Annotated in this window: 20 protein-coding genes; 1 reads left to right on the top strand and 19 read right to left on the bottom strand. The window is 43.1% G+C overall.

Translation table 11 applies throughout. The features are described from left to right. Positions 1-28: 28 nt before the first annotated feature. The 11 genes from pseF to KUL49_RS10655 all read right to left on the bottom strand — a co-directional run bounded on the left by pseF (position 29) and on the right by KUL49_RS10655 (position 13,147). Entirely contained in the window at positions 29-721 is a 693-nt protein-coding gene (gene pseF / locus KUL49_RS10705) for a pseudaminic acid cytidylyltransferase (RefSeq protein ID WP_131137267.1), read from the bottom strand. Beyond that, positions 718-1,863: a UDP-4-amino-4,6-dideoxy-N-acetyl-beta-L-altrosamine transaminase gene (gene pseC / locus KUL49_RS10700; RefSeq protein WP_131137266.1), complete on the bottom strand. Its 1,146-nt coding sequence runs from the start codon at positions 1,861-1,863 to the stop codon at positions 718-720. Before pseC ends, pseF begins: the two co-directional genes overlap by 4 nt. Next, the gene (pseB, locus tag KUL49_RS10695; protein WP_131137265.1) at positions 1,860-2,864 is read right to left on the bottom strand and encodes a UDP-N-acetylglucosamine 4,6-dehydratase (inverting); all 1,005 of its coding nucleotides are present in this window, start codon (positions 2,862-2,864) and stop codon (positions 1,860-1,862) included. The genes pseC and pseB overlap by 4 nt, the downstream gene beginning before the upstream one ends. Beyond that, positions 2,857-6,276, bottom strand: a complete 3,420-nt coding sequence (locus KUL49_RS10690; protein ID WP_131137264.1) for a 6-hydroxymethylpterin diphosphokinase MptE-like protein — start codon at positions 6,274-6,276, stop codon at positions 2,857-2,859. The genes pseB and KUL49_RS10690 overlap by 8 nt, the downstream gene beginning before the upstream one ends. 2 nt (positions 6,277-6,278) lie before the next feature. Beyond that, positions 6,279-6,590: a hypothetical protein gene (locus KUL49_RS10685; RefSeq protein ID WP_131137263.1), complete on the bottom strand. Its 312-nt coding sequence runs from the start codon at positions 6,588-6,590 to the stop codon at positions 6,279-6,281. After that, positions 6,587-7,015: a flagellar export chaperone FliS gene (gene fliS, locus KUL49_RS10680; protein WP_131137262.1), complete on the bottom strand. Its 429-nt coding sequence runs from the start codon at positions 7,013-7,015 to the stop codon at positions 6,587-6,589. The genes KUL49_RS10685 and fliS overlap by 4 nt, the downstream gene beginning before the upstream one ends. A 19-nt stretch (positions 7,016-7,034) precedes the next feature. Beyond that, positions 7,035-8,468, bottom strand: coding sequence for a flagellar filament capping protein FliD (gene fliD / locus KUL49_RS10675; RefSeq protein ID WP_131137261.1), 1,434 nt, complete (start codon positions 8,466-8,468; stop codon positions 7,035-7,037). 11 nt (positions 8,469-8,479) lie between these two features. Beyond that, on the bottom strand, positions 8,480-8,971 hold the full coding sequence (locus KUL49_RS10670; RefSeq protein WP_131137260.1) for a flagellar protein FlaG: 492 nt from the start codon (positions 8,969-8,971) through the stop codon (positions 8,480-8,482). A gap of 92 nt (positions 8,972-9,063) precedes the next feature. Continuing rightward, a complete protein-coding gene (locus tag KUL49_RS10665) occupies positions 9,064-9,903 on the bottom strand; it encodes a flagellin (protein ID WP_131137259.1) in 840 nt (279 codons plus the stop codon). A 755-nt stretch (positions 9,904-10,658) separates the two neighbouring features. Next, a complete protein-coding gene (locus KUL49_RS10660; protein WP_131137258.1) occupies positions 10,659-11,504 on the bottom strand; it encodes a flagellin in 846 nt (281 codons plus the stop codon). A gap of 791 nt (positions 11,505-12,295) precedes the next feature. Then, positions 12,296-13,147: a flagellin gene (locus tag KUL49_RS10655; protein ID WP_131137257.1), complete on the bottom strand. Its 852-nt coding sequence runs from the start codon at positions 13,145-13,147 to the stop codon at positions 12,296-12,298. A gap of 250 nt (positions 13,148-13,397) precedes the next feature. Between KUL49_RS10655 and KUL49_RS10650 the strand changes: the two genes are divergently transcribed. After that, positions 13,398-14,372, top strand: coding sequence for a hypothetical protein (locus KUL49_RS10650; protein ID WP_131137256.1), 975 nt, complete (start codon positions 13,398-13,400; stop codon positions 14,370-14,372). On the opposite strand, the gene flgL is transcribed toward KUL49_RS10650, so the two are convergent. From flgL to flgE, 8 genes are all read right to left on the bottom strand, one after another. Continuing rightward, entirely contained in the window at positions 14,369-15,592 is a 1,224-nt protein-coding gene (gene flgL / locus KUL49_RS10645; protein ID WP_131137255.1) for a flagellar hook-associated protein FlgL, read from the bottom strand. The two genes, KUL49_RS10650 and flgL, sit on opposite strands and share 4 nt — an antisense overlap. Before the next feature lie 7 nt (positions 15,593-15,599). Next, positions 15,600-17,645 (bottom strand): flagellar hook-associated protein FlgK, encoded by a 2,046-nt coding sequence (gene flgK, locus KUL49_RS10640; RefSeq protein WP_131137254.1) that lies wholly within the window; start codon positions 17,643-17,645, stop codon positions 15,600-15,602. 16 nt (positions 17,646-17,661) lie between these two features. Beyond that, positions 17,662-18,612, bottom strand: coding sequence for a flagellar assembly peptidoglycan hydrolase FlgJ (gene flgJ / locus KUL49_RS10635; RefSeq protein ID WP_131137253.1), 951 nt, complete (start codon positions 18,610-18,612; stop codon positions 17,662-17,664). Positions 18,613-18,672: 60 nt separating this feature from the next. Then, positions 18,673-19,785, bottom strand: coding sequence for a flagellar basal body P-ring protein FlgI (locus KUL49_RS10630; protein ID WP_014948600.1), 1,113 nt, complete (start codon positions 19,783-19,785; stop codon positions 18,673-18,675). Between the two features lie 23 nt (positions 19,786-19,808). After that, positions 19,809-20,489: a flagellar basal body L-ring protein FlgH gene (flgH, locus tag KUL49_RS10625; RefSeq protein WP_131137252.1), complete on the bottom strand. Its 681-nt coding sequence runs from the start codon at positions 20,487-20,489 to the stop codon at positions 19,809-19,811. 11 nt (positions 20,490-20,500) lie between these two features. Next, complete coding sequence (gene flgG, locus KUL49_RS10620) at positions 20,501-21,289, bottom strand: flagellar basal-body rod protein FlgG (RefSeq protein ID WP_014948598.1); 789 nt, start codon at positions 21,287-21,289, stop codon at positions 20,501-20,503. 46 nt (positions 21,290-21,335) lie between these two features. Then, entirely contained in the window at positions 21,336-22,079 is a 744-nt protein-coding gene (locus tag KUL49_RS10615; protein WP_012517630.1) for a flagellar basal body rod protein FlgF, read from the bottom strand. A 224-nt stretch (positions 22,080-22,303) separates the two neighbouring features. Further along, positions 22,304-23,692 carry a flagellar hook protein FlgE gene (gene flgE / locus KUL49_RS10610; protein ID WP_131137251.1) on the bottom strand — a complete coding sequence of 463 codons (1,389 nt, stop codon included), beginning with the start codon at positions 23,690-23,692 and terminating at the stop codon, positions 22,304-22,306. Between the last annotated feature and the right edge of the window lie 3 nt (positions 23,693-23,695).

Here is a 23,695-nt window from a genome sequence, read left to right as displayed (position 1 = left end):
TAAACGGTTTGAGGTAAGCAAACGCTTACTATCTCGATAATTTATAAGCTCGGTACATAAGTTCCGCACGTTCCCAATCCTCAGGGGTATCAATGTCCTGGACTAGGTATCTTGGTAGAATGACTGGAATACTGTGTGGCGCGAATGTAGCTTTATTGTCTAGCCATGCGGACGTAGTTCCCCAATAAAATTGCCCCGCATCATGGTAGTATTCTTCTAAATCTTGCGAGCGCATCGCAATTTTATCCGGTTGAACTGGAGTAACCCCTCCATCGCACAAACGAATTGAGCGTTGAACAGGGAAAGCAAAACTGGCTACCGAGAAAGCGAAACATTTTTTTGTATCTGATACGAGCCGCCAAATGCCTTCTTTTAAGCGATCTGCACATAAAAATGGCGCCGTAGCATAGATACAGCAGACGTAATCAACTTCGCCAACGGCAGACTGATATTCCTTAATAGCGTGTTTAATAACTGGGAATGTGCCGACATGATCATTGGCCAGTTCATTATTACGACGAATGATATAAGTAGCACCATGCTCTAGCGCAACCTTTGCAATGTCATCACTGTCGGTAGAAACGATAATTTCATCGAATAATTGGCTCTCTTTGGCTGCCGCTAAAGAATAAGCGATAAGAGGTTTACCCGCAAACTCCCGTATATTCTTACCAAGAATACGCTTGCTGCCCCCACGAGCTGGAATCACCGCTATTTTCAACTAAGCACCTCATGCAATATGTTAATAACTTCAACTTGCATATCGGCCGTCAAAGCAGGATATAAAGGCAGCGTGAGCGCATTAGCATAATATTTTTCGCAGCAAGGATAATCTGACGACGAAAAACCGAGTTTTTTATAGTAACTGTGATGATAAATTGGGATGTAATGGACATTGACGCCCACCCCTTTGCTACGTAAAAGGTTGAAAACCGCGGTACGGTCGTGTTCGGTTAACTCAATAACATATAGGTGCCATGCGCTGTTAGCATCAAATAAAGGTAACTTTACTGGTAGTGACGCTAATGCATCTTGATAAATTCTGGCCTTTTCTCGTCGAGCTTCCACAAAGTTATGCAGCTTTTTAAGCTGACTAATGCCCAAAGCAGCATGCAAATCACTAAGTCGATAATTTAACCCTAATGATTGTTGCGCGTAAAACCATGGTTGCTGACGTTCACTTTCTGAAAACTGCTCAGGTTGCTTAGTGATCCCGTGACTAGCATGAAGGCGAATGTTGTCAGCTAACGATTTATCGTTGGTGAGAACCGCGCCTCCTTCAGCAGTGGTTATAGATTTTACAGGGTGGAAACTGGTTACCATCATATCTGAAAATTGACAGCCGCCCACCCAGTTGCCAGCGGCATCTTTGGCTCCTAATGCATGGGCGGCATCTTCAATAAGTGTGATGCCATAGTGGCCAGTTAACTGGGATATCGCTTTCATATCGCAGCTACTTCCAGAGAAATGGACGAGCACCAGCGCTTTTGGAAGACGTTCGAGACGTTCTGCCTCTTGCAATTTGCGCGTTAAAGCGTCTACGCTCAAGTTTCGAGTAAGTGGATCTATGTCGACAAAATCAACACTTCCGCCACAATAAAGTGCACAGTTTGCTGATGCAGCAAATGAGTTAGGCGAAGTCCAGACAATATCCCCTTTACTCACCCCAGCAGCAATACAGGCTAGGTGTAACCCCGAGGTTCCGCTATTTACTGCTACAGCATGTTTTGCACCTGTGAAATCACACAGTGCTTTTTCGAAGACGGGGACCTGTCTTCCTTGCGTCAGGAACGCATTTTTTAGCACATTAGTTACGGCCGCCACATCATCATCGTCGATTGTATGTTTTCCATACGGGATCATAAGGTTGCTTGATCCAAAGCTTGTAGTTCGCTTACCGATAGAAAGTGGGGGTTAGTTCCAGAATGGTACTCAAACTTTTCCTCCGCTGGCTTACCAATTTCGCCTACCTTATTTTTGGTATAATCTAAGTCTTTGTCGAAAAAAGTTATGGCTGGCGCAATGACGAAATGATCTCTAAATTCAACGGTATGATGCGCCATTTCTCCCGGCACCATAACTTCGTGAAGCTTTTCACCGGGACGGATACCTATCTCATCAAAGTCGGTAATTCCGCTCATCGCCTCTACGAGATCTAAAATTCGTATTGAAGGTATTTTGGGGACAAAAATTTCTCCACCTTGCATCCGAGAAAAGTTTTTAACTACAAATTCAACACCTTCATCTAAAGTAATCCAAAAGCGTGTCATTTCAGGATGGGTAACTGGTAACCGCACAGTTCCTTTCGCTAAAAGTTGTCGATAAAAAGGAACCACAGAGCCTCTTGAGCCCACTACATTACCATAACGTACCACTGAAAAACGGGGCCCATGGGCGCCTGAGATATTATTAGCAGCTACGAACAACTTATCCGATGCCAACTTTGTAGCACCGTAGAGATTGACTGGGTTTGCAGCTTTGTCAGTAGATAGCGCGATAACACGTGAAACATTATTTTCAATGGAAGCATCGATAACATTCTGAGCGCCATTTATATTGGTCTTAATGCATTCATTAGGGTTATATTCAGCCGCGGGGACTTGTTTCAATGCAGCAGCGTGAACCACATAATCTACGTCTCGCATGGCGATTTTTAGGCGTTCATTATCTCTAACATCGCCGATAAAATAGCGCATGCATTCACTATCAAAATGCTGCTGCATTTCATATTGTTTTAACTCATCGCGAGAATAAATAATAACTTTACGAGGTTGGCTTGAAGCGAGTAGGTAACTCACAAATTGTTTACCAAAAGAGCCTGTACCACCGGTAATAAGTATAGATTTATTGTTGAAATTAACCATTCAAGGCTCTCTCTGATGTGAAGGTCGACAGTATTACATTTTTTCTGTCTTGCTGCTTATCTAAACTCATGGTCATCCTAACCAAATCCCTATCTCTCAATTCTGGAATAAACTTATATCTTTCGCCATTCAACAATAGCTTTTCATCTACTTTCAAATTTTTATTAGAAAACGCGACAAATGTTCCACCATCATAGGCGAAATAGTGTTTAAGCGTTTCGATATCATAATAATCAGAAACCTTTTGCGTGACGTTATCGATAATTAGTTTAGGTAGAACGAGCTTAACAGAACTACTGCCAGTTAAACTCAAAATGGCAGCCCTAAGGCGGCTTACATCACTGCAAATTGGTGAGCAGGCTTCATGACGAAAGTCTCCCGGCAGAAACACGATAGTTTCATGGGCAGGAGCATTTTTTAATGCGGGTTTCAGCTGAGTTTCATCACTAATAATTCTGCATAAACGAGCGTAGTTTTCAGTAACATTAGTTTCTCCAAAAACGATACCATAGAGTTCTGCAGAATGAGTAACACCTTTGGTAATACCCAATAAATCGAGTGTATCATCGAGAAATAATTGCTTAGCTTTATTAACCAGAGTGAAGTTAACATTTTGTGCCTGTAGCATCATAGGTAAAAAAACTTTTATCCTTTCGTGAGCAAAACTTGAAATAAAGTCTAAACTGTCGAAGTCGTATTTAATTTGGCGCAATATATCTTCACATGTATCGGCCCAATGGGACTTCAAATCATTAAATATGACTAGCATATTTGAATCATCATTGACATTTAGGGCTTTATTAAATGCACTTGTAATATAGTTGAGAGTACCATTCATAAGAAAAAATAAAAGGCTAACCTTCCGTTTATAAGATTCAACCAGCGTATCGCGAATAGCTTCTATAAATGTCTCAGCTTGCTCTCGTGTATCAACTTCTATGTCGCTCAAGGCCAAAAGTTGCCTAAACTCACGAATTAAAGCATCATGATTAAATCTAGCATTAAACAGTTTTTGAAACTTACTATACTCAAGTGGAGTAAAACCCTTACTTTTTATTATTGAAATTGCTTGCTGTTTATTATATTCACTACTGAGCACCAATACGTCTTCAAAAGCTAAAGGCGTTGTCCCTTCTATTCTTGCCCCATCACTTAAATTATATATATCCGATCGTGAATTCAAAGACTGCTCTAATACGGATTTAGATACCTTAAATTCGAATTTTGAATAGACAAACTTTCGAAAATTTCCCGGTAAGGTAAAGGAAGTATCATTGTCTTCCTTATAGTCAAACCTCGCTATTCCATTTTCGTCATAGTAAGCAGACTTTTTAGAATGATGATAATTAGCATCAACAAATCCCAAGTCGACACCGAGCAAATACACTTGTCGTAAATCAAAGCTATTCACTAAATCCATAGCAAAATTCGCTACTGTGGGATATGCATATTTCAGCAATGGGAAATGCTGGCTTTCAAACAACTCAGATACTATCGACGTAGACGCCTCCCCCTCTTTCAATGCGATATAAGAATCTTTATATAGGTTACAAGTGTCAGGGTGTATTCCATTGCAACTAACTAGGGAAATTCGTTTAAGATAATTTAAATCACCAATTCTAGCCGCCCAGTCAAAGGTGGAACGATTAATCTCTATTTCTGAATGAAAGTCAGGCGCTATACCATGTCGGTGTAGAGTTTGCAGAGCGGTACCACATGAAATAATAATCACTTTATGGGCACTCTCTTTAATAACTGGGATAAGTCTATCTAAAGAAGGACCGTTACCCACTATAAATACTGGAACGTCTTTCAATTCCGAGGAGAGTACATCTTTTGATTGGTTGTTAAGAATTGGAACGCCTGATTTAATAACAGAGCAGGTATGCGTAATGCCATATTTAGCATGGTCATAAAAATCCCCCATAGAAATCAAGGTTTGAAGTTGCTGCCTTAACTTATGAATGGATTCATTGAAATAAGTATTATAATAACCTTGGTAAAAATAAGTGTTGGCTAACAAAAAAGGACCAAAGGTGTGAAACTTTCTTAGAAAGTCTTCGACCAAATTTGTTCCATCGTCCCCTATATTTAGGTAAATACGACCTTCTTCCTCTGCAACCTTTTCAAAAATCTTTGCCCACTCAACAGCGTATAGTGAGGCGAAGAAAAAATCGCTATTCGGCTCACAAATAAACAAGTTTCTCACGTTACGATGGAATGACAGAGTTTCCATTTGATAACCAATACCGAGCCCAAATACAATAATAGATTTGACCGTAGAGGGGAGTTCTCCGATAGACTCTTCAACTGACTTGAGTGTCTCGTCACATTTAACCACCATTTGGTAATGCAGATATTTACTTAATTTTTTACCATGGTAGCCCAATATTAAACCATCCTTGTTAGGCGTCTTTGCAAACTTGTTAAAGCTGAGCTCACTATCTTCTCTTGGCGAAGTGCCCCAAAAATAGGCTCCAGTTTTATGGTGCTTTACGTTGACTTCCCCCGCCTTATTTCCAACTGGGTGCCAAACTGAAGGAGTGTATTTACAGAAAATTGTGTGAACTGCTGGGAAATAAGTTTTAAGAGCATTTAAATTCCTTTCGAACCGTTCATGATCCAAGTTATCTTGACTCCAAACTTGGGAATTCAGGCTTTGTGTCCATAGCGGTATATAATTATTCATCTGGGCTTGGTCACTTTCTCTAAACACCCAGTCGCGAAAATCTCGCCAAGTTCCTATCTCCAGTTCAACCGTTAATTGATCAAACACAGAGTGATTGTAGTGTTTAAATATGAAAAGAGAGTTTAGTGAAAAGTGCTCTCGAAGCTCTTCGATATTAACATATAGATCTCTTCCATCTTTACCCAACTGGAAATAGATCGCAGTACCCTTTATCTTCGCTAAACGAAGTACAGCATGCCAGTCAATCGAAGAAAGTGAAGCCAGAAAAAAGTCTTGCTCTGGCTCAAATATCACCAAGTGTTTTATCGAATAATTCTGCAAAAGCCACTCTATATGCTTTCCAATACCTATACCCAATACTGCTATAAGGGGTATTGATTTTGGCATCCGTATCTGACCTCCGCTTTCACCATTTAGCAAATCAACACACAAGCATTTACTTGATAACTCAAAACATTGTTCTTTTATTTCTCTCGATGGAGCCAAGCCATAAAACGCCCGACCATTTTTTAAGTCAACAATATTTAAGTCACCATTCTTGTTACAAAACAAAGAATGATTTTTGCTATTCGCGTCAATTATCTGAGAGTAAATATTGGGCGCATATGTTCTGAACGCTACCTTATTCTTTCTCAATTGCTCTTGAATGAGAGGTGCGGCTTTCAGTTCGATAGCACTTTGTCGCTCTTCATTATCAAGATGCAAACTTATAGATTTAAGCATGATTATTTATACTTTTTAGCTGCTGACCGACTTCGAACAAAGTGTGCTAAGTCAGATTTTGCTTCTTCAAGGATTTTCTGGATTTCTTCGGTAAGGAATTGATTTTTTTCTAACTCTAGATTCACAAAAGCTTTTCTTTGGCTTTCATTCAACTGGACGAGATGAGATTCAATAACTTCATGTCTAGCAATGATGAGATTTTTGAGCGTTGTAAATTCAGCATCTGGGAGCGCATTGAAGAACTCAATGATTTTCGCGTTAGTTTCGTTGAGCTCTTCAGGTGTGTATTTATGGTTTAATTCGGTATTGTTCACACAGCTTGTCGTTTTTGACGCTGAGCTTCGAAGGCTTCCTGTTTTGCTTCTTCAGGAATTTGAACCCAAGCGTCTCGAATAGGTGTTAACAGGCTAGACACTTCATCAAGAATTTTCAAGTCGTTCTTAACATGAGCATCACCTAGACGTTCGAGCATATAGTTATAAAGCGCAAACAAATTTTCCCCCACTTCGCCTCCGATCTCCATGTCCAAGGTATCTCTTAAGTGCATAATAATGGCGCTGGCCTTTGAAATAAAATCAGCTTTCGTGGCTAACTCATTTCTTTCTGTGGCCCCTTTCGCATACGCTATTCTATCTAATGCGCCTTGCAGTAACATTAAGGTTAATCTATGAGGATCGGCTGTTGCCACATCCTGTTTTATGTTCCCTTTTTTGTAGGCATTGATACCCTTTAGTGACATAAGATACTCCAGTTTTTTCTTAACCTAACGATGCCAATAAGGCTGAGCTCGTTTGGTTCAATTGCGCAACGGTTTGATCGAGATTGAGATATTTTTTACGAAGCGTATCTTCATAAGTTTGCATTCTAAGCTCTAAAGTTTCTCTCTCGTCATAAAGCTCGTCTCGATTACCTTTGGCCGTTTGCTCTCGCAAACTGATAAGGCCTCCATAAGAAGTATATTCATCAGCGAAGTCATATAATCGCGTTGCTATGCCTTCGCTTTCATCGGTAAATAATTTCGCAATTTCATCAAAATTGTCTTCTAGTGCATCTTCTAAACGGTCTTCACCAGTACCAAGACCGAAGTCGGTTGTGCCTATTTCAAGTTTGCCTTCGTCATTAAATTCAATACCAATTTGGAACAGACCGCCTAGCGAAGAGGAACTTACATTTCCCCCCACAATGTTGGCCATTGAGGTTTGAATCCCCCTTAGCAATGAATCACCCGCTAGCGCGCCATCTTCTTCTAGTTCAGATTCACCATAACGAGTGAGCGTGTTTATTTCATCGATTAACGAGTTGTAATTATCTACAAAGTCACGAATTTTTTCTTCTAGCCCTTCCTTGTCATAACCAATTTCAAGTGTGGTCGCCTGTAAGTCTCCGTTAGCATCTTTAGGCGACACTTCATTAACTTCAAATGACACATTCTGGATGGTGTTTTCGAACTCATTTGATTCACTTTGAACTTCAATGCCATCAATATAAGCAATGGCATTTTGCGCAGACTGTATATTGGCTGCACTAATATTGCCGGTACCGCCAGTGGTAGAAAGTCGGTCCAACTCAGCTGCACCTGTGTCATTGGTAATAACTAAATCATTACCTTCACCCGTTTCACTCGAAGAATAAACCAGACGTGGGCCAGCACTGGTACCGGTATCAATGATATTAGCAGTAACACCGAAATTATCGTCCGCGTTATTAATCGCTTCGCGGAGCTGGGTAAGTGTCATACCTGCGGTGACTTCTATGGTAAAACTATCGCTGCCCCCCACATCAAACGTCAAAGATCCGGTTCCTGAACTTAACACTGCGTCTGTTGACGATGTGAACGCACCGTCGTCGGTCGTGATTCGGCTACCAGAGGCAAGTTGTTCTACAGTAATTTCGTAGCTACCACGCAGTGCTGAATTTGAGGCTTCCGCTGACAACACATCATCGTCTTCAGAGGGGTTGGTAATCGTAGGTTCACGACCGTTAATACCATCATCGCTTCTCAACTCATCTACAGCATCTTCAAAAGCTGAAAGCTTTGATTTGATCTGACCTAGGCCAGAAATCTCAGCTTCAATCCGCTCTTCTTTTTCGTTCAATCTTGCATCTTTGGGCGCGCGCTCGGCTTCTAGCAACTGTTGAACTAGATCATCCAACGCTAAACCTGATCCTACGCCTAACGACTGAATTGTCATACGTCACCTCATTAAACCTGATTGTCGATGAATACGCCCACACTGGTACCAACATCCTGCTGTAAATCTTGTATTCGCTCAGCGAGCGCCAAAACTTCCTCAGAAGGTATTTGCCTGATAACGTCGCCGGAATCAGAATCTCTTACTGTTACCACCGCGCGATCCGTGTCTTTATCAATGGAAAACGCTAGATTGCGATTTTGCATTTGAACGAAAGACTCAACATTTTCTATTGCTGTCTCCAGAGCAATTGTATTCCTCTCTACACCGTTTTTATCGGCAGCGTTTCCATTCGCTTGAACAATTTTAACTGCTTTTTCAGATTCGTTGTTTGCGTAAAACTTTTGTCCATTCGCATTTTCTAAAGCGGGTATCTGCTTACCACTTTCTGCGTTGTTTACTTGAGCTTCATCACGGTTAACAACTACGCTTCTGTTAGTTGTACTACCATCAATAGCAACCCTAGCAAATTCTTGACCAGTTTGGTTATTGACTATATCCATACCTATGTTTCCCCTTATCAAACGACAAAACGGGCCCTTACCACTCAGCAAGCACCCGTTACATCTCAACTCAGGTTAGTTTGTATTATAGCTTATCCGAGCAAAGATAGCGCTGCTTGTGGACGCTGATTTGCTTGACTCAGTACAGAAATGGATGCCTGCTGAACAATTTGGTTACGCGTTAATTCGGCAGTTTCAGATGCAAAGTCTGTGTCCATGATTTGTGAACGAGCAGCAGACAAGTTTTCACTTATATTACTCAAGTTACGAATAGTGGACTGGAAACGGTTTTGAAGCGCACCTAAATCTGCACGAATTGCACCAATGCCCGAAATAGCTGTATCTACATCGCCTAGCAATGCTGCAGCACCGTCGGCAGTTGATACATCGTTACTGACGATACCCAAGCCGGTAGCACTAAAACCACCAATTTGACCAAGTTTAGTTGACGATAAATTCACAGAGATAGTCTGTCCTTTGTTAGCACCTACTAAAAACTTCGCAGAAAAGTTACCATCAAGAAGATTAACGTTACCGAACTGTGTGGTCGTCGCAATACGGGAAATTTCAGTACGTAGTGCCGTCACTTCTTTTTGAAGCGCTTCACGGTCTGCGTCACTGTTTATACCGTTTTGAGATTGCACAGCCAATTGACGAATACGTTGAAGGCTTGTTGTAACTTCCCCTAACGCTCCTTCCGCAGTTTGGGTCAGAGATATTGCGTCGTTAGCATTTCTTACCGCTTGATTTAACCCTTGTACCTGTGATGTAAGACGGTCTGAAATTTGAAGACCCGCAGCATCATCTGATGCGCTGTTAATACGAAAGCCAGATGAAAGCCTTTCAAAGGATGTATTAAGTCGATCGCTTACGTCAAAAAGCTGACGCTGAGCATTGATAGCTGAAACATTTGTATTAACGAATAAAGACATTAGATTACCTCCTAGAGATTCGATGGAGACAGAGCTACCATTAAATCCAACCAGTTCAAATTGGCCGGGTCACTACTCCCTACCAATCCCTCTCAATAAGTAAATTAAATTACCCCTCAACTAAAGGTATCGACCAACACTTTAACTTCTTTAGCTTTTTTTTGACTTTTTTTTAGAAAACACAAAAATCAAATATAAAACATTGATTTATATAACTTTATACAAAAATAAAAAATTACAAATTTATTAGAAAAGCGTTTAAAAGTAGGGTGGCGGTAAGCAAAAGCTATGGTTCACACTTTTTTATCAAACGTGAAAAACCCTAAGATGATGTGAAGACATTCGACAATTGCGCATGATGATTTATGGTGAGTATGACTGGCTGTCAATAATTAGAACGTGAGCATTAATGCAATCTAACTTATACGTTTTATTAAAATTGGCATTTATCATGCATTATACGGGTTAAGTTTTCGATATTGCTCAGTGGAAAACTTGAAATTGGTGGGGTGTTTCGGTGAAAAACAAAAAAGGCCGAGACATAAATCTCGGCCAATTTGCTCATGTTAGGAGATTGAGCAAATTCAGCTTCTGTCGGCTGGCAGCGTACTTAGTAGGATAAACTGGCCTCTCAACCAACACTTCTACACTCTTAGTCCTGTTAGTCGGCATTTTCTTAAAGGGGCGGCCTTTCTGGCCGCCAACCTTTCTGGGGATGGCCTCTCAACTCCTTCCTATAAAACGCCTAATAGAAATTAACCGAGTAGCGATAACGCAGCTTGTGGACGCTGATTAGCCTGGGCAAGAATTGTGGTACTTGCCTGCTGAAGTATCTGGTTACGGCTTAACTCTGCCGTTTCAGTGGCAAAGTCAGCGTCTTTGATACGCGATCTTGCCGCAGAGACGTTTTCAGAAATATTACTTAAGTTACGAATAGTCGATTGAAAACGGTTTTGTAGGGCACCTAAGTCAGCACGCAGGCCACCTATAGCAGATATCGCTGTATCTACAGCAGTTAAAAGATCTGCGGCGCTATCTTCGGTTAATACGTTATCACTTGTGATACCAAGACCTGTTGCACTAAAGCCTGCAACATTAGCTCTTGTCAGAGCAGGTGCGGATAAATTAACAGATATAGTTTGACCAGCATTTGCTCCTACTAAAAACTTTGCAGAGAATGCCCCTGACAATACGTCCACACCAGCGAACTGTGTTGTCGTGGCGATTCTTGAAATCTCTGTTCGCAATGCGTCAACCTCTTTCTGAAGAGCTTCGCGATCAGCTTCACTATTTATTCCATTTTGGGACTGAATTGCTAGTGTACGAATACGTTGAAGGGCAGTTGTCGTTTCAGCCATTGCACCTTCTGCAGTTTGCGCAAGTGATATACCATCATTCGCGTTTCGCACCGCTTGATCTAGACCTTGAATTTGAGATGTCATTCGATCGGTAATTTGAAGCCCAGCAGCATCATCAGCAGCACTATTGATGCGGAAACCAGATGATAGACGCTCAAAGGCGGTACTTAAGTTGTTGCCAGTTGTGAATAGTTGGCGTTGTGCATTTAACGACGACACATTGGTATTTACAAATAGACTCATGGGTCTCTCCTAACAGTTTCGAGTGTTGCGCTATTGGTTTTATTATGTGCGCAGTAGTTTAGAAATTTTGGCATAGCGTGTGCTTCGTATAAGGGTCAGTTTAATCTGACATTTTATCGACACACTAACCGGTAAAATTGCTACTTAGAGAAGTTACTTCTCTTTGCTGACTGGTGGGTTTGATGTTCCAGACCTCAAACCTCTCACTACCTCCTGGCTTCATTCTCGCCTGTCAGCAGCTCCACCCTTAGCAAACCTTTATATTTATCGTCATTCAAACAAATTTTCTTTAGCTATATTTAAAATTTATTTCATGACACGTATATATATGATCTTATTAAACTTTAAACCAAATAGAATACATCTAGGGAAATAAAAACTCGATGTAAACTACGCTTTTCTTGGCTTAGGAAACATAAACCTAGTATATCGCCCTTTGTAATAGTTATCGTCACTTTGGGAAAATTACTTTAGTCTTTTTTAGAATTTTTTGACGACACATGATAAGTAAGTAAAAACTCACTATATTCAGACAGGTAACTAAAAAATCCGTATTGAGGTTTCCTTTTAAATCCAGTCATTGGCACCTTAGTGCTTTCAAGCAAGCGATGGAGTTGTTAATCAGGCTGGGGCAAATAAATTGGTTAAGAATGCGCTGTATCATTTTAAGCTGAAGCGATAACTTAGCACGACTATGAAATAAAAAAGCCGATGCTCCTCAAAGAGTATCGGCTTTGGTAATTAACTCGTGGACTAGAGCACGATCTCCTGGCCCCAGTCTAGCTAAATGATTAACCCAGTAAAGACAATGCCGACTGTGGACGCTGATTAGCCTGCGCTAAAACGGTAGTACTTGCCTGCTGAATAATCTGATTTCGCGTCAAATTCGCAGTTTCTGTAGCGAAATCTGTATCTTTAATCTGTGAACGAGCAGCAGATACATTTTCTGAAATATTGCTTAGGTTACGAATAGTGGACTGGAAGCGGTTTTGCAACGCCCCCAAGTCTGCACGAAGCCCACCTATTGCAGAGATCGCGTTGTCGATAGACGCCATCATCTCGGCAGCGTTTTCACTCGTTAAAACATCATTATTTCCACCAACGAGGCCCAGTCCCGTTGCACTGAAACCTTGAACGTTAGCCCGAGTTAAGGCTTGGGTAGAAAGATTTACAGATATAGTCTGGCCCGAGTTAGCCCCAACAAGAAACTTAGCTGAAAATGCGCCAGACAATACATCAACACCTGCGAATTGAGTTGTTGTTGCTATGCGCGAAATCTCTGTACGTAGAGCATTCACTTCTTTTTGGAGTGCTTCTCTATCAGAGTCACTATTGATACCGTTTTGTGATTGTACCGCTAACGTACGAATACGCTGTAACGCAGTCGTAGTTTCAGAAAGCGCACCTTCAGCAGTTTGCGACAGTGAAATCGCATCGTTAGCGTTACGTACAGCTTGGTTAAGTCCTTGGACTTGTGAAGTCATTCGGTCGGTAATCTGTAGACCCGCAGCATCATCAGCAGCGCTGTTGATACGGAAGCCTGAAGAAAGGCGCTCAAAAGACGTACTCAAAGAATTGCTAACATCAAAAAGCTGACGCTGGGCATTCAATGAGGATACATTGGTATTAACGAACATAGACATAAAGTCTCTCCTACACTCTCAGTCCAGCGTGCGCTGGCTGTCGGCATTACCGACGTTTTGTTTTAGTAGTCATCAAGACCTGAGGGGTAATTGATGAACTGGCTCTCTCAGAAACTGTATCGACAAGATGTAAATTCCCTTTAGAAAAAATTACGTTTTTTGCCGATAAGCGGTAAGATATTGCCGCTACACTAAACACAATTAATTTATAAGTGGCGGATTTTTAAAAGAAGATTTAGAGTGCAAAAAAATGAAATTATTCGATTTAAAACGTATCTCTAAGCCTGCTGCGCATAGTGCCTTTACAGATCTCATAGAAAATCCCTTCGACAAAAGTAGAAAGACGTTACTGTGTTGCTATCGCCAAGCGACTAATCATATTAGTGCAGACGGTTTGCTGGTGGTGCTAACTGTCGATAAGAAAACTTTGCATGTTTTAGCAAAAATTCGTATTCAAGAACACAATGCTGATCTTAGAGATCCAAAGTTTTCTTTTGATGGCAAACGACTAATACTCAGCACTTACGCGAAGACCTATTTAGATAATGGAAAAATGGTGTCAAAAATGCGGACCTATTTTTCCACCACAGGCCTGTCTTGGTCTGGGAGTAATAATTACGGCAAAAGCGGTTGGTGGCTTTGGAATCATAATTGGTTGGGTAGTGAAGCCTATGGATTTGCTTATAATCGACCATCCAATAAGTTGTCGCTCTACAAAGGCGACCCTACACGTACAATGCAACTGCATAAAGATGATGTTTTCAACCTGAACAAGCAAGGCAAAGGCTATCCTAACGAAAGTACCATTTTGTTTGATAATGAAGGTAATGCCTCAGTATTTTTAAGACGAGATGCTGATTCATTTAGTGCGCAATTTGGAACGTCTAAAGCACCGTACACTAAATGGACATGGCATGATTTAGGGATATATATCGGTGGGCCAGCGGCTATTGCACTTAGCGCTAACATGTTTATTGTCGCTGGAAGACATGTCGACTGGGTAACTCGCAAGTTTTCCACGAAGATATGGTTATTCAATAGTCAATCTAACGAACTTAAAGAACTTCATACACTACCGAGTGGTGGGGATACAAGTTATCCAGGGCTAATAGTAGAGAACGACAGTTTATATGTCTCCTACTACTCATGCCATATCGACAATGAAGCGAGAGTGTACATGGCGCACCTAACGGGCGTTGATGCATTAACCAATCAACGTCTTTAGATATAGTTAAATAGCGATAAGTTACTCACCTGAGGGAATGTCGCTAACGCAGCACTCAATGCAGTCTCCTGCTTCGCAAACTCTGTAGATGCTTCAGCGTAGTCAACATCCTGAATGGAAGATCGCTGTGCTTTCGCTGCGATTTCCATATCTAAGTTACTTTCGTACGTACTTTCAGCAATATTTAATCGACTTCCCAGAGAGGCTCGTTCGAGAGAAAGCTTTTCAAGGCCATTATCTAGGCCGACTAGCGCGTCTGCAATTGACTCCTGAAGTGCCGAATTATCTATTGTGGAATCCATTAAAATAGTTTGGATTTCGTGGATTGACTGCGCCATACTTTTTTTCTCTGGCGCATCTAATGACAAGTCTATACTATCACCAGGTGCTGCTGTTGCATCAAACTCCATCCCTTTAATAGTAAAAGGCTGCCCTGAACTGTAAGCAACGGAATCGACAACTGCGCCTGTTCCTTGGTTAACTAATTCTGCTTGACCTGTAGCAAGAAAATTAATGCGGTAATCATTATTTGCGGCATTGACCGGGTCGTAATTCTTGTCAAAAAAGGTATCAAATGTTCCTTGTTGCTTCACCTCTGCTGTATTAACAATAGCTCCCGCAGTACCATCGACTGAAAACTTGAATCGCGATAGCACATTTTCAAAAACTTCATATCCGTTACTGGTTGATTGAATCTTTGAACTATTCGATAGCTGAACAAAGCTTACCCCCGGGTCTCCTGCAAATGTAATGGCATTCCCACCCGCTGCTGGATTGTATTCAAACGCCTGATTACCAGATTGAAAGCCAGCATACAGATAATTGCCGTCTGCATCTTGGGTGTTCATAAGATCAAACACTTCGAGTTTAATTTGCTCTAGTTCAGCGCCAATTGCGCGCTTATCTGGGTCAGATAATATACCATTACCAGACTGAACGATAAGCGTTCGCGCACGGTTGATAGAGTCGGTAATATTGGTTAAAACCGCCTCTTGCTGCTCAAGCGCCCCTGTGACCAAATCATTGTTGCGTTGGAACTGGTTAAGCTCATCAATTTCTTCGGTCAGGCGGAGTACCTTAGCAGCTCCAACAGGGTCATCGCTGGGCGTGATTATTCGTTTACCTGAAGCTAGCTTTTCTTGGGTTTTCGCCAAGTCGCCCTGATTTTGCATAATCGAGCGCATGTTTTGATCATAAATTTGATTCGTTGATATACGCATAGCTCACCTACCTTGCTGATTGCAAAATGGTATTAAATAATTCTTGGGCCGTAGACAAAATACGTGCTGCAGCTGCATAGCTCTGCTGGTATTTTATCAAGTTAGCAGCTTCTTCGTCCAAGCTTACGCCCGACACAGACTCAAACCAGTTTTGCGATTGAACTTTCATCGCTTCAGCCGAAGCTAATGAGACACTAGCCATCGATGCATCTTCACCAATGCGCCCTACCATAGACGCATAGGCATCTTGAAATGTTCTCGGCGTGTTAGTCGCCTCGCTACTCACCTGTACTTTATTTTCGTTTTGAATAGCGGCTAAATTTAGCGCGTTGCTATTGTCGTTAAAGCCATCTGTATTATAGCTGATCGAGAAACTATCCCCAGCTTTTGGCACGCCATCCAAGCTCAAATCAAAGCCTGGATCTGGGCTTATTCCCGCTTGACTAATGAGGTTAGCTAAATCAGTTGTGCCAGTTACTGTAGCTAAAACATTACCGCTTCCATCTACAACGTCGTATGTATCTGCGGCCGTAAAGTTAATTTGAGCTGGCGCTGAATTTAACAGCCCACCCGCTCCGTCAAAAGCAGAAGCGCCGACTTCTGTGCTAGATACCGTAACGTCAATGACATTTGCGCTTCCCAAATTTGTATTATTTGCTCCTGCTCTCACCGGGCTTGCAAACGCTAAATCTTCAGGACGATTTGTCTCTAGTGTAATCTTAGACGCGATATCTTTAGTTGGCTGAATGAGAAACTCATTACCCACGGTATAGGGATCGGTTCCTGAGAAATCAACTTCAATACCACCGGGCAATTCATTAAACCCAGCTGTAACCGCGTAATTGGAATAGATAATATCATTGCCAGATGCATCTTTTTTCGGTGTCCCGTCTGCATTTAGAAGCGTAATTTCTATTTGGCTAGGCGCGCCCGCGGTGGTTACCGCAGTAACCTCAATTTTGTAGTCAGCATCTGTAAGTTCTGCCCCTTTACCTTCGGTAACCTGGGCAGTAACAACATAGTCACCATTGGTATCGCTATATGCTAATCCACGAAACGAAGGGATATTGAAAATATCGCTGCCGAGCTGTCCGTCTAAGTCCATCCCCAATTTATTTTGGGTATTCATTGCATCGGCGAATGCTACTGACAGCTGACCAACATCCCGCATCGCAGGGCCTAAGATCTCATTTCTGTAACCAAACAATCCGCCGAGTGCGCCACCTAAGTCACCTTCTACGATACGTATTGAGGCGTCGGCTTTAGTTTGAGACCCAAAGTTCGTTTCGAGTTTAAGCTGCTTGAAGGTTAAGTCTGCATTGGTGTTTAACTCAAATAAATTAAACGCACCATTTTCTAGTACCAGTGACTCACCAGAGGTTAGATTAATCGTTACCGCGCCATTTTGTGTATTACTCTCTTTAACCGTAATCCCCATGATTGAAGCGAGCTCGTCTATCGCTTGATCTCTCTCATTAAGCAATGCGCTAGGCTGGTCGCTGGTATTGTTACCATTGGCAATAACAATATTGCGGTTTAGATCGCCAATATTGCCAATCAAGGTGTTCGCTCGGTTCACCATCGACGTGAACTCTAGGTTTAATTCTTCTTCTTTCTCCAACATATAATCAGACAGTGTCTTCATTCGTTGGTACAAAGACTCAGATTTCCCTAACACTTGGTCGCGAGACGCCAGGTTAGTAGGATCGTCAGCAGCTGTTTGCAACGCGGCGAAGTACTCGCTCAATCCTTGGGAGATGGAGTTAGCCTCACTCGCTAGTAGATTGTCAATGGCCGCTGTTTTACTAGAGAATGCCTCAAGCTCGCCGACAGAAGTAATGTCCCTGCGCAATTGATTTTGAGCAAATACGTTGATGATACGCTCGGTATTGCCGATCTCTACACCGAAGACTTGGCTGTTTTGAAGCTCAGTGCGCTCGCGAACATAGCCTGGCGTATTGACGTTGGCAATATTGTTACTGGTCGTTTGTAATAGCTTACTACTGGCGTTAACACCACTGGTGGCTAATGAGAATAAATCGACAGAACTCACAATGTAATCTCCAATGCTATGGCATTAACGTGCTGAGACGATCGCTGTTATACACTGCCATTATCTTGCTCGCGTATTCAGGGTCGGTAGCGTAGCCCGCTTCTTGAAGCGCATGGGTATAGCGCGCTGCGTCAGAAGCATTCTCGACAGCATGGCTGTAGCGAGGCTGTGATGTGATAAAGCGTCCATAGTCTTCCATTGCGTCTTCTACTGATGAGTAAGATCTAAATGCCGCTTTTTGTTTCTGAGGCAGTCCATTATTGAATTCCAATGTATCCACCACCGCCTGTTCCCCTTGCCAGCCTTTGTTAGCCTTTATGCCAAATAGATTGTGGGAGCTAGTGCCGTCGGATTTGTGAATGACAAATTTTCCCCAACCCGTCTCTACGGCTGCTTGGGAAATTATCGCTTTTGGATCCATGCCGTATTTTTCCGCCACTTTCTCCGCAATAGGCATAAGGCTCTCAACAAAGTGCTCTGGATTTTCAAACATGGCGTCTTTTTGAGCTGCCTGTGTTTTAATTGAGTTGGAGGTAAGTGCTAGGTCTTGCGCCTCAGTTACCTTGTATTCACGGTTTCTGTTAAGTGATGATAAGTCGCCGTCACTTCTGATTACACTGGCAGGCGTATAGCTATCCTCAGTTTGACCTAACTGTTTGACAATGACATCAGCGAGACCTAAGCCACCACCGGAAGTGAGGTCTGTCGCTAGCTGTTGGTCGTGCATATCACGATAAAACTTAACTTGCTGCGAATTAAATGGGCTATTTTCGTCAGCAAGGGCATCTTGCGCTTTACGCATTGATTTCAACATCATTTGCACAAATATCGCTTCAAACTGCTGGGCAGCTTCTTGCAATACCGTCTCGTCGCCCGACGCAATGGCTTCACGCATTTTGTTTATGCTGCCCATATCGTGGACATTGCGAGCCATATCAAGCTGACTTTTTGTGCTAAGTGATTCCATCGTGCTTATTCCGCTGTGACCTTATTTTTACTAACGTCTCGTAAATGCTGTTTGCTCGTTTTAAATAATAACGAGCTCTCCACGCAACGCGCCTGCTTGACGTAATGCTTCCAAAATTGCCATTAAATCGCCCGGCGCAGCGCCCACCTCATTTACCGCGCGCACAAGCTGGTCCAGAGTAACGCCTGGCTCAAACTTAAACATGCGACTATCTGCCAAATCGACATCAACAATCGACTGAGTGGTAACGGCAGTCTGCCCTTCACCAAACGCGTTAGGTTGAGAAACTTGCTGATTTTCAGAGATGGTCACCGTTAGCCCGCCGTGAGTAATTGCTGCTGGTAACAAGCGAACGTCACTGCCAATAACAATGGTGCCTGTGCGGCTGTTTATTACCACACGCGCTGGCGCATCAGCTGGTGTAAATTCGAAGTTTTCTAAGGTAGCCAAAAAGCCCACGCGCTGACCGACATCTCGCGGGGCCGACACGCGAACAGACGCAGCATCAATGGGCTTAGCAATAACATAGCCATTTTCGGGCTGTGCACCTAAGCGCTCGTTGATCGTATCTGCAAGCGACTTAGCCGTTGAGAAATCTGGATAATGGAGGTTAAGCGTTAACGTGTCGCCATTGGCAAAGCCTGTTGGTACAGATTGCTCTACCATCGCACCGTTTGGAATTCTGCCTACCGTTGGCGTATTAACGACAATGCGCGAGCCATCACCGCCTTGAGCGCCAAACCCGCTCACGACTAAGCTGCCTTGCGCTACAGCGTAGACTTTACCGTCAACACCGCGAAGAAACGTCTGGAGCAGCGTTCCGCCTTGAAGACTGGCCGCTTCTCCAACTGAAGAAACCGTAATATCAATGGTTTGTCCGGGTTTTGCAAAAGCAGGCAGGTCGGCGTGTACCGCCACTGCGGCCACGTTTCGTATTTTTGGCTTGGTGTTAGCGTCAAGACTGATACCAAAGTTGCGCAGCATGGTTCTGAAACTTTGTTCGGTAAACGGGCTTTGTTCACCCGTTCCAGGCAAACCTACAACAAGACCATATCCCACTAATTGGTTACTACGTACGCCTTGAATACTCGCTACATCTTTAATGCGTTGCGCACCTGCCTGTAAAGATAAAAGCATTGTGAAAACGGCTAATACTACTGAAAACAAACGCATGTTCACTCTCCTATCCTAAAAACCTAAAGAGGCCACCAAGCAGAATCAAAGAACTTGGTTAACCAACCCTTTTCTTGTGCTCGCGCAAAACTTCCCGTACCCGAATATTGGATACGCGCATTTGCAACCTTAGTGGACACGATTTCATTCTCGGGACTAATGTCTGCCGGACGAATGATGCCGGTAAGACGAATATATTCATCGCCCTGATTCAGGGTTAGCCACTTTTCGCCACGAATAACAAGGTTGCTGTTAGGAAGTACGTCGACCACAGTAACTGAGATAGCGCCGTTTAAGCTGTTGCTTTGGTTAGCAGTGGCATCACCGGAGAAATCTCGAGATGAACTTATTCCTAATTGTACGGACTCTCCGCCAATGTTTATCGCTTGCCCAGCAAGCCCGGTAATAGGGTTAAGATTGACGTTTGAATCTTTCGCTGTGCTAGTGTCGGCTGATTTGCTCGCTTGGGTATTCTCGCTTAACGTTACAGTGATGATGTCACCGACTCTTCTTGCGGTAACGTCAGAATATAAGTTGTTAGCAAGCTGCGAACGAAAAAGCGAGCCGTCCTCTACTACCGTTTCACGCGGGTAATCTGGCACTACCGGTGCAAACGACGGGTCGTTTGCCTGAACGGGAGGCTCGTTTGTACTTGCGCAACCGCTAAGTATCAGAAGTGCAGCAGATAAACCTAAAATACGCATGATGCTACCTACTAAAGTTGCTGAATAACCTGACCAAGCATTTGGTCGACCGATGAGATAACCTTTGAGTTCATCTCATACAAGCGCTGGCTTTCGATAAGGTTTACTAACTCTTCGGTCACGTTTACGTTAGAGGTTTCCAACGTGCCTTGTGAGATATAACCCAATCCTTGCAGACCAGGGATCCCCTGAATAGGCGCACCGCTTGACGCTGTCTCTACATAAAGGTTTTGTCCGGTTGGTTGTAATCCGGTTGGGTTAACAAAGTCAGAAATATTAAGCTGACCGAGTACCTGCGGTTCAGCTTGGCCCCGTATGCTCACGCTAATTTCACCATCTTGAGAAATTGTGATTTGTTGCGCATCTTCGGGAATAGCCACTTCAGGCTGAAGCAAAAAGCCCGCGCCAGATGTAACAATTTGGCCTTGGTCGTTCAGTGAAAACTGACCATTTCTCGAATATGCAATGGTGCCGTCTGGCTGCAATATTTCAAAGTAACCACGGCCTTGAATTGACATATCAAGCGCGTTTTCAGTGGTTAACAGGTTACCTTGCGTATGTGCTTTTTGAGTAGCAACGACCTTCGAGCCTGAACCAAGCATAAGCCCAGAAGGAAGCTCTGTGTCAGCAGATGAACGACCGCCTGGCTGATTGATATTCTGATAAAGCAAATCTTCAAACACCGCGCGGTCTTTTTTAAAGCCCACTGTTGACGCATTGGCTAGGTTGTTAGATACCACTGCCACATCAGTCTGTGCGGCGTCTAGTCCGGTTTTACTTATCCATAGTGCTGGATGCATGTTAACCTCCGACGTTGCTCATGGGGCAACGATGATAAAAATTCGTTTACAGAATGCGTAATAACGCATTGCCACTTTGATCTAGTTTCTCTGCTTGCTTCATCATTTTGACTTGAAGCTCGTAGTGACGCTGCAGACTTATCATGTCTACCATTTCGTCAACCGCATTGACGTTGGAACCTTCAAGCATGCCCGACATTACTTTCACGTTGGCATTGGCTGGCGCTATTGAGCCATCTTCCATTCTAAATAAGCCGTCGTTCCCACGTTCCATGTCTGCATAGTTTGGGCTAACTAATTTAAGTCGCCCCACTTCTTCAATAACATTGGCAGGGGCACCTAACTGTCTCATTGACAACGTGCCATCGGCCGCAATATTGAGATTATCTAAAGGAACAGGAAGGAATATTGGCCCATTGTCACCAAGCACGACGCGATCGTGGATATCTGTCAAAATTCCGTCATCGCCCAACTTGAAATTTCCATCACGCGAGTAAGCTTCTTGACCATTTTGATCTTGTACAGCGAACCAACCATCACCTTGAATGGCTACGTCTAAATCGCGGTCTGTTTTAATCATCGGGCCCGACTCGTAATTATTCGACGGGCTTTCTGTCATGGAAAACACGCGAGTCGGCAAACCTTCGCCGTAGGCCGGCATTGACCTTGCCTGCTCTAACTGCGCTCTGAATCCCGTTGTCTGTGCATTAGCCAAGTTATTAGCCCTAATCCCTGTTCCTAGTAGGTCTTGGGAGGCGCCACTTGCTGAAATATAGAGAAGTTTGTCCATGACTGACTTTTGACTCTGATTAAACCTTAAACATGATTTAGCAAAGGCAATGCCAACCTGTGGATATTTAGTGCAATTGAAAAGTACCGGGGGTATTGAATTGATAACTAAAGAAAAATAAAAAGGCCGCAACCTTGCGACCTTTCTAAATAGGGTCAAATAAAAGCGGTGTCAAGCGCCTGAAATTTGCCGCTTAGCCTTCTTTAAAATTGACTATTTATAAGCTATCGGATATTAAGGATAGTCTGGTTCAGCGAGTTGTTAACCTCCAGCGCACGAGAGTTTGCCTGGAAGTTACGCTGAGCGATAATCATGTCAATGAGCTCAGTGGTCAGGTTTACGTTAGCTTGCTCTAGCGCCGAAGAGTTAATTTCACCGAAAGTACCGGTTGTTGCTTCACCCGCTAGTGCCTCGCCTGAAAGAATACTTTCCTTCCACTGAGTACTGCTCTCTTGAGTTAGGCCTTGTTCATTAGAAAAGCGAACCAAAGCGACACGAACAATAGGTTCAGACGTACCATTAGAGAACGTTGCGCGAACCAGGCCATCAGGACCGATATCGATACCCGTCAGTCGACCTACAGGCAAACCATTCTGTTCTAGTGATGTAACTTCGAATGCAGAAGCAAACTGCGAAGGTTCGTTTGGTGTGGCTAAAGTTGGATTTAAGTTAAAGTCCACTTTAATTTGTTGCGCAGGATTAGATCCGTTACTTAAAATGCCTGCGCCTAGTTGAACAGTTTGGATTTTATTGTCGACCGAGGCGCTACCATCAGGAGTTTCCATTGCGACGAAATCGCCGCCCGCAGAAAAGACAAGCTTCGAAGCCGTTACTGCATTTGAGCCAGTTCCGACACTGTGTACCACGTTTGGATCACCTGGTGCTAATGGCAAACCGGGATCTGCTGAATCTACTTGGTTGACTAGCGTATCGTCTACCGCTGTGGCTACATACCATTCGTTAGCTGCAGCGTTATCTTTGATGAAGTAATAAGTCATTACATGACTGTCACCAAGCGAATCATAAACGGTAACCGAGGTGGCCGCATTGTAAGTAAGCGGATCGGTAGGATCAAAGTTAGCAGGGTTTATCGCTGCATCTCCAGCCGGCAGATTCATTCGGATATCTACTTCGCTTGTTGCTTGCGGAGAACCTGAAGAGTCAGGAATACGTACGGGTTCAGTGGTACTAAGTGCCACCGATGCGCTTGTGCCATCGTTATTCACCGGGAAGCCTAATAAGTTGTCACCATTACTGTTAACAACAAAATTATCGGCGTCCAATTTGAACTGACCCGCTCGAGTGAACGAGAAGTCACGTGAAGTGATCTCAGGTACTGTTGCAAAGAAACCATTACCCGTTATGGCTAAGTCCAGTGCCGTGTTCGTAAACTGAAGACTACCTTGAGAAAATTGCTGTGCAACTTCCTGAGTTAGTACACCGTCACCCACTTTCGTTTTACCACCTGCTAACAGTGACGCCGCATAAACATCGCCAAATTCAGCGCGAGATTCTTTAAAGCCAACTGTATTTACGTTTGCGATGTTGTTGGCGGTTACATCCAAATCTTTTTGTGCGGCTGATACGCCACTCAGTGCAATATTAAAAGACATTAT

The sequence above is a fragment of the Alteromonas sp. KUL17 genome (assembly GCF_006538305.1).
GTDB classification, from domain to species: domain Bacteria; phylum Pseudomonadota; class Gammaproteobacteria; order Enterobacterales; family Alteromonadaceae; genus Alteromonas; species Alteromonas macleodii.
This window is presented reverse-complemented; position numbering and strand designations above follow the sequence as displayed.